Origin of the sequence: Actinomycetospora chlora, assembly GCF_039542135.1 — a bacterium.
In the GTDB taxonomy this organism is placed as follows: domain Bacteria; phylum Actinomycetota; class Actinomycetes; order Mycobacteriales; family Pseudonocardiaceae; genus Actinomycetospora; species Actinomycetospora chlora.
Genome location: NZ_BAABHO010000092.1, coordinates 1 through 11674 on the forward strand (window position 1 = coordinate 1; position 11674 = coordinate 11674).

At 77.2% G+C, this 11674-nt stretch carries 10 protein-coding genes; all 10 read left to right on the plus strand.

What is annotated here, in order from left to right:
* Nucleotides 1-1018 precede the first annotated feature (1018 nt).
* The 10 genes from ABD994_RS30355 (at nt 1019) to ABD994_RS30400 (ending at nt 11560) form a co-directional block, all read left to right on the plus strand.
* The gene (locus ABD994_RS30355) at nt 1019-1726 is read left to right on the plus strand and encodes a hypothetical protein (protein ID WP_345425143.1); all 708 of its coding nucleotides are present in this window, start codon (nt 1019-1021) and stop codon (nt 1724-1726) included.
* Complete coding sequence (locus tag ABD994_RS30360; RefSeq protein WP_345425146.1) at nt 1723-2721, plus strand: HAD-IIA family hydrolase; 999 nt, start codon at nt 1723-1725, stop codon at nt 2719-2721. Before ABD994_RS30355 ends, ABD994_RS30360 begins: the two co-directional genes overlap by 4 nt.
* Before the next feature lie 51 nt (nt 2722-2772).
* The gene (locus ABD994_RS30365) at nt 2773-2946 is read left to right on the plus strand and encodes a hypothetical protein (protein WP_345425148.1); all 174 of its coding nucleotides are present in this window, start codon (nt 2773-2775) and stop codon (nt 2944-2946) included.
* A gap of 5 nt (nt 2947-2951) precedes the next feature.
* The gene (locus ABD994_RS30370; protein WP_345425151.1) at nt 2952-3788 is read left to right on the plus strand and encodes a TlyA family RNA methyltransferase; all 837 of its coding nucleotides are present in this window, start codon (nt 2952-2954) and stop codon (nt 3786-3788) included.
* Between the two features lie 20 nt (nt 3789-3808).
* Entirely contained in the window at nt 3809-4828 is a 1020-nt protein-coding gene (locus ABD994_RS30375) for an NAD kinase (RefSeq protein WP_345425154.1), read from the plus strand.
* Between the two features lie 152 nt (nt 4829-4980).
* Nucleotides 4981-6876, plus strand: a complete 1896-nt coding sequence (recN, locus tag ABD994_RS30380) for a DNA repair protein RecN (RefSeq protein ID WP_345425157.1) — start codon at nt 4981-4983, stop codon at nt 6874-6876.
* Nucleotides 6877-6945: 69 nt separating this feature from the next.
* Nucleotides 6946-8157, plus strand: a complete 1212-nt coding sequence (gene steA, locus ABD994_RS30385; protein WP_425550157.1) for a putative cytokinetic ring protein SteA — start codon at nt 6946-6948, stop codon at nt 8155-8157.
* A complete protein-coding gene (locus ABD994_RS30390; RefSeq protein WP_345425163.1) occupies nt 8157-9083 on the plus strand; it encodes a copper transporter in 927 nt (308 codons plus the stop codon). The genes steA and ABD994_RS30390 overlap by 1 nt, the downstream gene beginning before the upstream one ends.
* Before the next feature lie 54 nt (nt 9084-9137).
* Complete coding sequence (gene pyrG, locus ABD994_RS30395; protein WP_345425166.1) at nt 9138-10877, plus strand: CTP synthase; 1740 nt, start codon at nt 9138-9140, stop codon at nt 10875-10877.
* A 32-nt stretch (nt 10878-10909) separates the two neighbouring features.
* Nucleotides 10910-11560, plus strand: a complete 651-nt coding sequence (locus ABD994_RS30400; RefSeq protein ID WP_345425169.1) for an NUDIX domain-containing protein — start codon at nt 10910-10912, stop codon at nt 11558-11560.
* Nucleotides 11561-11674: the final 114 nt, after the last annotated feature.

The window sequence follows — 11674 nt, forward strand, 5'->3', positions numbered from 1 at the left end:
GACCGCCAGGTCGTGGGAGAGTAGGACACCGCCGGAACACCCGACCACCCCCACCCACCGCGGGTGGGTACACACGGCGAGCCCGCAGGGGCACGCCCCATAGTGCGTGAACCATGACGGGCAGGACTCCGGCCGGAGCCCTGCCCGTTCGCATGTCCACAGGAGGCCCGCCATGTCGTCGGATCCCTCGGACGGCTCCTCGCGGCCGCCACGGGACGACCAGCGAGCCGGCGGCCCCCGCGCGTCCGGCTCCCGCGACCGGGGCGGCGCCGACCGTCCCCGCGGCGGGTCCGACCGGGGCGGACCGCGGCGTGACGACCGCGCCGGGCGTCCGCAGCGCGGCGCCGCCGGGGGGCCCGGCGGGCGGTCCGGTGGTGGCCGTCCACGTGACGACCGCGGCGGGGACGACCGTCCGGACCGCGGCCGACCCCGCGACGACGGGCCCCGCCAGGACAGGCCCCGCAGCGACCGCTCGCGGGACGACCGCCCCCGCGCCGACCGTCCCGGACGTGACCGGCCGCGCGACGACCGTCCTCGTCCCGACCGTTCGGGGAGCGACCGCCCCCGGAGCGACCGCCCGCAGAGCGACCGCCCCCGCGGCGACCGGCCGCAGGGTGACCGACCCCGGGGCGGCCGCCCGCAGGGCGACCGGCCTCAGGGCGACCGGCCTCAGGGCGACCGCCCCCGCGGCGACCGGCCGCAGGGCGACCGGCCTCAGGGCGGCCGGCCTCAGGGCGGCCGGCCTCAGGGCGACCGGCCTCAGGGCGACCGGCCGCAGGGCGACCGGCCTCAGGGCGACCGGCCGCGGGGGGACCGGCCGCGGGGAGACCGAGCCCGCAGCGACCGCCCCCAGGGCGACCGGCCCCGGAACGACCGTGGCGGCCGAGACCGTGACGACCGCCGGCGCGACGACCGCCCGGCCGCGCGGGATCGCGACGACCGTCCTCGCGAGGACCGCCCGATCCAGCGCCACCAGGAGGCCGCGCCGCGACCGGTGGCGCCGCCACTGCCCGACGACGTGACGGCCGACCTCCTGGACCCCGAGGCCCGCCGCGACCTGCGCGGGCTGCCGAAGGACCTGGCCGACATCGTGGCGCGCCACCTCGTGGCGGTCGGGGAGCTCGTCGACGACGACCCCGAGCAGGCGCTCGCCCACGCCCGTTTCGCGCGCCACCGGGCCAGCCGGGTGGCGATCGTCCGTGAGGCGTCGGGTCTGGCCGCATACCACGCGGGCGAGTGGGCCGAGGCGCTCTCCGAGCTGCGGGCCAGCCGCCGGATGGGCGGCGACGGGCACCTGCCCGTGATGGCCGACGCCGAACGTGCCCTCGGACGCCCCGAGCGCGCGATCGAGCTCTCGCGCAGCCCCGAGGCCCGCGACCTCGACACCGAGGACGCCGTCGAGCTGCTCATCGTCGTGTCCGGGGCGCGTCGCGACCTCGGGGAGAACGACGCGGCCGTCGTCGGGCTCCAGGTTCCGGAGCTCGACGCCGCACGCGACGACCCGTGGGTACCGCGGCTGTTCTACGCCTACGCCGAGGCGCTGCAGGCCGCCGGTCGCACCGACGACGCCGTCCGGGCTTTCCTCGAGGCCGCCCGCACCGACGTCGAGGGCGAGACGGACGCCGAGGAGAGAGCGATCATGCTGGGCGTCGGGGACGACGCCGACGCCGCCGGGCCCTCGGAGAACGGGGACACGCCCTCGGGCCTGGCGGGGTCGTCCGGGTGAGCACGTACGACGCGCTGCTGGTCGACCTCGACGGCACGGTCTACCGCGGACCCGAGGCGATCGACGGCGCGGTGGAGAGCCTCGAGGCGGTGCGGGCGACCGCGACGGTCTCCTACGTCACCAACAACGCCTCGCGCGGCCCCGACGAGGTCGCCGAGCACCTGCGGGGCCTGGGGCTCACGGTGGCGACCGAGGACGTCGTCACCAGCGCGCAGGCCGGCGCCGCGGTGCTGGCCGGGCAGTGTGACCCGGGGGCGCCGGTGCTGGTGGTCGGCACCGACGCGCTCGCCGAGGAGGTCCGGCTGGTCGGGCTGACGCCGGTGCGCTCGGCCGACGACGAGCCGGTGGCCGTCGTGCAGGGCCACTCGCCCGACACGGGGTGGCGGATCCTCGCCGAGGCCGGCCTCGCGCTGCACCGAGGCGCGCACTGGGTCGCCTGCAACGTCGATCCGACGCTGCCCGACGAGCGGGGGCTCATGCCCGGCAACGGGTCGATGGTCGCCGTGCTGCGCACCGCGTACGGGATCGAGCCCGAGGTGGCGGGCAAGCCCGCGGCGCCGCTGCTGCGCCAGGCCGTCGAGCGGGTGGGCGCGCAGCGTCCCCTGGTGATCGGCGACCGCCTCGACACGGACATCGCCGGCGCGCACGCGATCGAGGCCGACAGCCTGCTCGTGCTCACCGGCGTCTCCACCCCGGCCGGCGTGCTCGACGCCGCTCCCGAGCTGCGCCCGACGTTCCTGGGGCCCGACCTGACCGTCCTCGGCGACGGCCTCGCGGCCACCCACGTCCTCGAGGGCGACACCGGCGGGTGGACGGCGCGGCGGGACGGCGACACGGTCGAGCTCACGGCCGGCGACGACGCCGGGGACGACGCGACCGCGGCCCTGCGGGCCCTGTGCCGCGCCGCGTGGGAGGCCGAGGGGACCGCCACGGTGCGGGGCGGCGACGGCCGTGCCGACAAGATGATCAGCACACTGGGACTGGCCACGGGCTGACGGGTTAGCGTGGGGGCCGACAGCCGCCCCACGACGTCGGGAGGACACGCGATGACCGTGCCCGCGCACGACGCCGCGCTCGAGGCGCTCCGCGAGGCCGTGGCGGGCCTGCCCGGCAGCGACGCCCCCGACGACGCCCCCTTCGACGCCGCCGAGCACGCCACGGCGTTCGAGTCCGTGCACGACGCGCTCGTCGCCGTCCTCGCCGACGTGGACCGGACCTGACCGCGGTGGCCCGGTCCACCGCGCGCCGGCTGCGCCTGGACGCGGAGCTCGTCCGGCGTGGCCTCGCGCGCTCCCGCGAGCACGCCGCCGGCCTCATCGCCGACGGCCGGGTGACGGTCGGGGGAACGGTGGCGAGCAAGCCCGCGACGGCGGTCGAGACGGCTGCCGCGGTCGTGGTGCGCGACGACGTCGACGACCCGCGCTGGGCGTCGCGGGGCGCCGGCAAGCTCCTCGGGGCGCTGGAGGCCTTCGACGGCCTGGCGGTCGAAGGACGCCGGTGCCTCGACGCCGGCGCGTCCACCGGCGGGTTCACCGACGTGCTGCTGCGCCGCGGGGCGCGCGAGGTCGTCGCCGTCGACGTCGGCTACGGCCAACTGGTGTGGGCCCTGCAGAACGACCCCCGGGTCGCCGTGCACGACCGGGTGAACGTCCGCTCGCTCGCGCCCGACGACATCGGCGGCCCCGTCGACCTGGTCGTCGCCGACCTCTCCTTCATCTCCCTCGGGCTGGTGCTCGACGCGCTGACGGCCTGCACCGTGCCGGGCGGCGACCTGGTGCCGATGGTCAAGCCGCAGTTCGAGGTGGGCCGCGACCGGCTCGGCTCGGGCGGGGTCGTGCGGGACCCGGCGCTGCGCGCGTCCGCCGTGCTCGAGGTCGTGGCCGCCGCCCGGGCGCGGGGGCTGGTGCTGCGCGACGTCGTCGCGAGCCCGCTGCCGGGGCCCTCGGGCAACGTCGAGTACTTCTGCTGGCTCCGCCGTCCCGACGGATCGGGCAGCCCCGACGGGGACGCGGCCGACGACGAGGCGCTCGTGCGGCGCGCGGTGGAACGGGGTCCGACGTGAGCGACGAGGGGAGCGCACCGGTGACCGGAGTGGCAGCCGAGCGGGGCAACGGGGTCGGGGACCACTCCGGCGACCACTCCGGGACGGCCGTCGAGACCCACCCCGTCGACGACCGCTCCGCCGAGCGCGAGGGGCGGCACGCGCTGCTCGTCGTGCACACCGGCCGTGAGGCGACCCGCCGTGTCGCGTCCCGGGCCGCACGCCGGCTCGCCGAGGCCGGCTTCGCGCTGCAGGTGCTGCCCGACGAGTACTCCACCGACGAGGGCCTCTTCGACGACCTGCCGCCCTCGATGCGGCCGCACACCGTCGAGGCCGACTCCGACGCCGCGCTCGGCATGGAGATCGTCCTCGTGCTGGGCGGCGACGGCACGCTGCTGCGCGCGGCCGAGCTCGCCCGCCACGCGCGCGTGCCGATGCTCGGGGTCAACCTCGGGCGGGTCGGGTTCCTCGCCGAGGCCGACATCGACGACCTCGACGAGGTCCTCGAGGCGATCGTCGGGCGCACCTACCGCGTCGAGGAGCGGATGACGGTGGACGTCGTCGCCCACACCAACGGCACCGAGCTCGGCCGCACGTGGGCGCTCAACGAGGCGATCGTCGAGAAGATGAACTGGGCGCGGCTGCTCGACGTCGTGCTCGAGGTCGACGCCCGCCCGGTGTCGGAGTTCGCGTGCGACGGCGTGCTGGTCGCGACGCCCACCGGCTCGACGGCCTACGCGTTCTCGGCCGGCGGCCCGGTGGTCTGGCCCGAGGTGCAGGCGATGCTGCTGGTGCCGAGCAACGCGCACGCGCTGTTCGCGCGGCCGGTGGTGGTCTCGCCGGAGTCGACCGTGGCGCTGGAGGTCTCGACCAGCGGGGACGCCGGCGTGCTGGTCTGCGACGGCCGGCGCACCATCGAGCTGCCCCCGGGGTCGCGGGTCGAGGTCGTGCGCGGGCGCAACCCGGTGCTGCTGGCCCGCCTGCGCGTCCAGCCGTTCACCGACCGGCTGGTGCGCAAGTTCGGGCTGCCGGTGCAGGGCTGGCGCGGCCGGCGCGCCTGATCCCGCGCGATGGGTCGAGCTTCCCTATCGGCGTGCTCCCCCTCCTGCTCCGTCTCCCGCCGACCGCGCGACATCCACCGTTCGACCATGTGTTCGATCGGATCGGCGTGTTCGGCCCCGGAGCGTCGGGGCCTCCGGCTACCGTGGGGCCCGTGCTCGCCGAGCTGAGGATCCAGGGCCTCGGGGTGATCGAGGACGCGACCCTCGATCTCCACCCCGGGCTGACGGTGGTCACCGGGGAGACCGGGGCCGGCAAGACGATGGTGGTCACGGGGCTGCACCTGCTGGGCGGTGGCCGCGCCGACTCGTCGCGCGTGCGGCGGGGGGCGTCCCGGGCCACCGTCGAGGGGCGGTTCCTGCTGCCACCCGGCGAGGCCGGGGCCGGCGCGGACGACGAGGCCGGGGAGTCCCCCTCGGCGCTGCACCTCGCCACCGACGCCGGCGCGGCGCTCGACGACGACGGCAGCCTCATCGCCGCCCGGACGGTGTCGGCCGACGGCCGCTCCCGCGCCCACCTCGGGGGGCGCTCGGTGCCGCTGGCGGTGCTGGGCGACGTCACCGACGCCGCGCTCGCCGTCCACGGGCAGCACGAGGCGCTGCGCCTGCTGCGCGCCGCCGAGCAGCGCGCGGTGCTCGACCGCTTCGCCGGCCCCGCCGTCGCCGAGCCCCTCGCCGCCTACCGGCGCACGCGCACGGCGTGGCGGCACGCGACGTCCGAGCTCACCCGCCGCCGCGAGCAGGCGCGCGAGCTCACCCGCGAGGCGGACATGCTGCGTCACGGCCTCACCGAGATCGACGCGGTCGACCCGCGGCCCGGCGAGGACGCCGAGCTCGTCGCCGAGGCCCGCCGCCTGGCCGACGCCGACGACCTGCGGGCCGGCGCCACCGCCGCGCTGGCCGCGCTGGCCGGCCCGCCCGACGGCACGGGGGAGGAGCCGGACGCCGTCGGCCTGCTGGGCGAGGCCCGGCGCCGCCTGCAGGGCAGCGACGACCCGGCCCTGTCGGGGCTCGATCCGCGCCTGGCCGAGGCCGCGGCCCTGCTGGGCGACGCGGCCGCCGAGCTCACCGACTACCTCGAGCGTCTCGAGGCCGATCCGCAGCGCCTCGAGCGGGTGCTCGAGCGCCAGGCCGCGCTCAAGGGGCTCACGCGCAAGTACGCCGCCGACGTCGACGGCGTCCTGGCCTGGGCGGAGTCGGCCCGGTCGCAGCTCGCCGGCCTCGACACCTCCGACGAGGCGCTCGCCGCCCTGGCCGCGGAGGCCGATGCGCTGGCGGGCGAGCTGGCCGGCCACGCCGCGGCCGTGTCCGCCGCGCGCCGCGAGGCCGCCGAGCGGTTCGGGGCCGCGGTGTCGGCCGAGCTCGACGGGCTGGCCATGGGGGCGGCGTCGGTGGCGATGGCGGTCGGGGCCAAGGAGGGTGGGGGCGCGGACGCCCTGCTCGTCGACGGCCGCACCGTGGTGGCCGGGCCGGACGGCGTCGACGAGGTCGAGCTGCTGCTCACGCCGCACGCCGGCGCCCCCGCGCTGCCGGTGCACAAGGGCGCGTCGGGCGGCGAGCTCTCGCGCGTGATGCTCGCGGTCGAGGTGGTGCTCGCGGGCGCGGACACCACGCCGACGCTGGTGTTCGACGAGGTCGACGCCGGGGTCGGCGGGCGCGCCGCGGTCGAGGTGGGGCGCCGGCTCGCGCGGCTCGCGGCCACCCACCAGGTCGTCGTGGTCACCCACCTCGCGCAGGTCGCGGCGTACGCCGACCGCCACCTGGTGGTCGACAAGGGCGGGCTGCAGGCGGTGGACGGCACCGACGGCGTCACCCGCAGCGCGGTCCGCACCCTCGACGACGGCGAGCGGGTGGTCGAGCTCGCCCGGATGCTCGCGGGCACCGAGGAGACCGAGACCGGGCGCGCCCACGCCGAGGAGCTGCTGTCCGCCGCGGCCGCGGACCGCACGGCGGGCACCGTCGAGGCCGCGGGCGCGGAGCCCACCCCGATCGGGCGTGGTGCGTCCACCACGCGCCGTAGCGGAACCCGCCGGAGTCGCCGGGCCGGGTGACCCGCTCGTCGCCACCCGGCGCGTCGGCTCCGTCCTCCGGGCCGCGGCGGCGACGATCAGGACATGGGCATGCGGTGGTCGCGGGCGCGCACGAAGGAGGCACCCGCCGGTGTCGTGGGCCCCGCACGCCTGGGCGGGCGCTCCGGCGGCGGCGTCTCGCCGGAGCTGCTGCGCCGCGTCGGGCGCGGCGACATCGCGGTGATCGACCAGGTCGACCTCGACCGCGCCACCGCGCACGCCCTCGTGGACGCCGGCGTCGCGGGCGTCGTCAACGTCTCGCCGTCGATCTCCGGGCGCTACCCCAACCTCGGGCCGGAGATCCTCACCGACGCCGACGTGGCGCTCCTCGACGACGTCGGCGAGGGCGTGCTGCGCCGCGTGCGCGACGGCGCATCGGTGCGGCTGTTCGACGGCGGGGTCTACCTCGGCGACGAGGAGATCGCCCGCGGCTTCTCCCAGACCGGCGACACGGTGGCCGACCAGCTCGCCGAGGCGCGCTCGGGGCTGGCCGCGCAGCTCGAGGCGTTCTCGGCCAACACCACCGAGTTCATGGGCCGCGAGCGCGGAATGCTCCTCGACGGCGTCGGCGTTCCCGGGCTCGAGACCGCCGTGCACGGCCGGACCGTGCTGGTCGTCGCGCCCGGCCCGGACCGCGACGCGGAGCTGCGCCGGCTCAAGGCGTTCCTGCGCGAGGAGCGTCCGGTGCTCGTCGGGGTCGGGGCCGGGGCGGAGAGCCTGCGCGCGGCCGGGTACACCCCGGCGGTCGTCGTCGGCACCGCGCTGGAGATCGACCCGGAGCTCGCCCGCAAGGCCGTCGACGTCGTCATTCCCGCCGACACCGACGGTCACATCGCGGGCCTGGCGCGGCTCCAGGACGCCGGCATCGACCCGGTCGGCTTCCCGTCGTCGGCCAACCCCGAGGACATGGCGCTGCTGCTGGCCCACCGGCACGGGGCGTCGCTGGTGGTCGCGTGCGGGTTCGACGCCTCGCTCACCGGCTTCCTCGACCGCGGCCGGACCGGGAGCAACCCGTCGACGGTCCTCACGCGGCTGCGGCTGGGCCAGACGCTGGTTGACGCGTCGGCCGTCGCGGCGCTGCACCGCCACCGCGTGACGATGTTCGCGGTGCTGCTCCTGCTGCTGGCCGTCGCGGCTGTCGGGGGTGCGGCCCTGCTGGCCAGCGGCCTCGGCGAGGCGATCGTGACGCTGGTGCGCGAGGGCTGGGACGCCAGCGTCGCCGCGGCCCAGGGCGCGCCGGGCGGCCGGGGGGTCGGCCGGTGATGTCGCTGCGCTACCACGTCGTGTCGATCGCGGCGGTGTTGCTCGCGCTCGCGCTGGGGGTCGTCCTCGGGGCGTCGGCGCTGTCGGGCCGGGTGCTCGGCGCGCTGACCAACGACCGCGACGTGCTCGCCGGTCAGGTCCAGGCGCTGCAGGGCGACCGGGCCACGGTCGGCGCCCAGCTCGGGGCCACCGAGCGCCTCGTCGCCGCCGGCGCGCCCTCGACGGTGGCCGGGGTGCTGCCCGGGCGCGGGGTGGCCGTCGTCGCGGCGCCGGGGGCCGACCCGGGCGACGTCGACGCCGTCGCCGACCTCATCACCGACGCGGGCGGCCGCGTGACCGGGCGCCTGGCCCTCACCGACGCCGCCGTCGCGCCCGACCAGGCCGAGGCGCTGCGCGCGCTCGTGCCGCGGCTGCTGCCCGCCGGGGCCCAGCTGCCGACCACCACCGACACCGGCACGCTGACCGGTTCCCTGCTCGGCGCGCTGCTGACGGTCCGTCCGGGCGCGGTCGCCGACCCGGCCACCGCGCCCGAGGCGGCGACCGCGCTGCGGGCGCTCGCCGACGCCGGGTACGTGGTGCCGAGCGAGGGGCCGGCGCCGGAGCCGGGCGAGCTCGCGCTGGTCGTCGCGGGGGCCGGGGCCGACCCCGCCCGGGACGCCACGCTCGCGCGGCTGGCCGGCGCGATCGACCGGGTGGGCGCGGGCGCGGTGCTCGCCGCCCGCACCGGTTCCGGGGCGGTCCCCGTCGTGCGGGGCGACCCGGCGCTGCGCAGCGGGCTGTCGACGGTCGACGGTCTCGAGGGCCCGGCGTCCCGGGTGGCGACGGTCCTGGCGCTGCGCGAGCAGGCCGACGGGCGCACCGGCGTCTACGGCCCGGCGGCGGGCACGTTCACGCCCCAGCCCGCCCCGGCCGGTCCCGCGGGCTGACCACCCGCGGGGTCACCCGGGCGGGGGCACGCCGCGCTGTTACGGTGGGGTCCCGTGCAGCAATCGCGGACGACGAAGCACGTCTTCGTCACCGGCGGGGTCGCCTCCTCGCTGGGCAAGGGGCTCACGGCCTCGAGTCTCGGCCAGCTCCTGACCGCCCGCGGCCTGCGGGTGACGATGCAGAAGCTCGACCCGTACCTCAACGTCGACCCCGGGACGATGAACCCGTTCCAGCACGGCGAGGTGTTCGTCACCGAGGACGGGGCCGAGACCGACCTCGACATCGGCCACTACGAGCGCTTCCTCGACCGCGACCTCTCCGCCCGCGCGAACGTCACCACCGGGCAGGTCTACTCGACGGTCATCGCCAAGGAGCGCCGCGGCGAGTACCTCGGCGACACCGTGCAGGTCATCCCGCACATCACCGACGAGATCAAGGCGCGGGTGCTCGCGATGCGCAGCCCCGAGCCCGCGCCGGACGTGGTGATCACCGAGGTCGGCGGCACGGTCGGGGACATCGAGTCGCTGCCCTTCCTCGAGGCCGCGCGGCAGCTGCGCCACGAGGTCGGGCGCGACAACTGCTTCTTCCTGCACGTCTCGTTGGTGCCGTTCCTCGCGCCGTCGGGGGAGCTGAAGACCAAGCCGACGCAACACTCCGTGGCGGCGCTGCGCAACATCGGTATCCAGCCCGACGGGCTGGTGCTGCGGGCCGACCGGGACATCCCCGACGACATGACCCGCAAGATCAGCCTCATGTGCGACGTCGAGGAGGACGGCGTCGTCGCCTGCCCCGACGCCCGCTCGATCTACGACATCCCCAAGGTGCTGCACGGCGAGGGGCTCGACGCCTACGTCGTGCGCCGGCTCGGGCTGCCGTTCCGCGACGTCGACTGGACCGTCTGGGGCGACCTGCTCGACCGCGTGCACCACCCCAAGGAGTCGGTGGAGATCGCGATCGTCGGCAAGTACGTCGACCTGCCCGACGCGTACCTCTCGGTCACCGAGGCGCTGCGCGCCGGCGGGTTCGCCCACCGCGCGCGGGTGGCGGTGCGCTGGGTCGGCTCCGACGAGTGCGAGAGCCCGGCCGGGGCCGCGGCCGCGCTGCAGGGCGTCGACGGCGTGCTGGTGCCCGGCGGCTTCGGCATCCGCGGGATCGAGGGCAAGGTCGGGGCGCTCGCCCACGCGCACCGCAACGGCATCCCCGCGCTGGGCCTGTGCCTGGGCCTGCAGTGCATGGTGATCCACGCGGCGCGGGCGATGGCCGGGCTCGAGGGCGCGAACTCCGCGGAGTTCGACGAGGACACCCCCCACCCGGTGATCTCGACGATGGCCGACCAGACCGACGTCGTCGCCGGCGAGCGCGACATGGGCGGCACGATGCGCCTCGGGTCGTGGCCCGCCGTGCTGGGCCCGGACACGATCGTCCGCGGCGCCTACGGCACCGGGCGCGTCACCGAGCGGCACCGGCACCGCTACGAGGTCAACAACGCCTACCGCGAACGCCTCGCCGAGGCCGGGCTGGTGTTCTCCGGGACGTCGCCCGACGGCGCGCTCGTCGAGTTCGTCGAGCTGCCGCGCGACCGGCACCCGTTCTTCGTGGGCACCCAGGCGCACCCGGAGCTCAAGAGCCGCCCGACGCGCGCGCACCCGCTGTTCCGCGCGTTCGTGGCCGCGTCGCTGCGCCACGTCGCCTCCGGGCGGCTGGACCTCGAGACCGAGCCGCCCGGCGGGGACGTCGCGGAGACCGAGGCACGCGTCGACGGCGTCGACATCCCGGCGACGGCGTCCACGTGAGCCGGCCGGCCGAGCCCGTCACCCCCGCGTCGCTGACCGACCCGCACGGCGGGCGCCCGCCGAACGAGTTCACCGTCGTCGACAGCGAGACCCTCTACGAGGGCCCGATCTTCGCGCTGCGCCGCGACGACGTCCGGATGCCCGGCGGGCGGATCGCCGGGCGGGAGAAGGTCGAGCACTTCGGGGCGGTCGCGATCGCCGCGCTCGACGAGGACGACCAGCTCGTCATGATCTACCAGTACCGGCCCGCGCTCGGGCGCCGGCTCTGGGAGATGCCGGCGGGCCTGCTCGACGACCCGTCCGAGGAGCCCGTGGAGGCCGCCAAGCGCGAGCTCGTCGAGGAGGTCGGCATCGAGGCCGCGGAGTGGTCGACGCTGGTCGACATCGCCGGCTGCCCCGGCTTCGCCGACGAGTCGGTGCGGGTCTTCCTCGCCACCGGGCTGCGGTCGGTCGAGCGCCCGGAGGGCGGCGACGACGAGGAGGCCGACCTGGTGATCCGCCGCGTACCGCTCGACGACCTCGTCGCCGGCGCGATGTCCGGCGCGCTGGTCAACGGGCCGTGCGTGGCGGGGGTGTTCGCCGCGGCGGCGGTCCGCGACGGCCGGTTCTCGCCGCGCCCGGTCGACGCGCCGTGGACCGACAAGCCGAGCGAGTACGCCGCGCGCCGGGCCGCCCGCCGCTGATCCGTTCGGGCGAGCGCGTGCCTCCGTACGCCGCGACCCTGGACGAACGGACGGCGCTTTCGCTGCTTCCGGGCGGGTTCTCGGGGTCGTCGCAACACCCCCTCTGTGATGGGG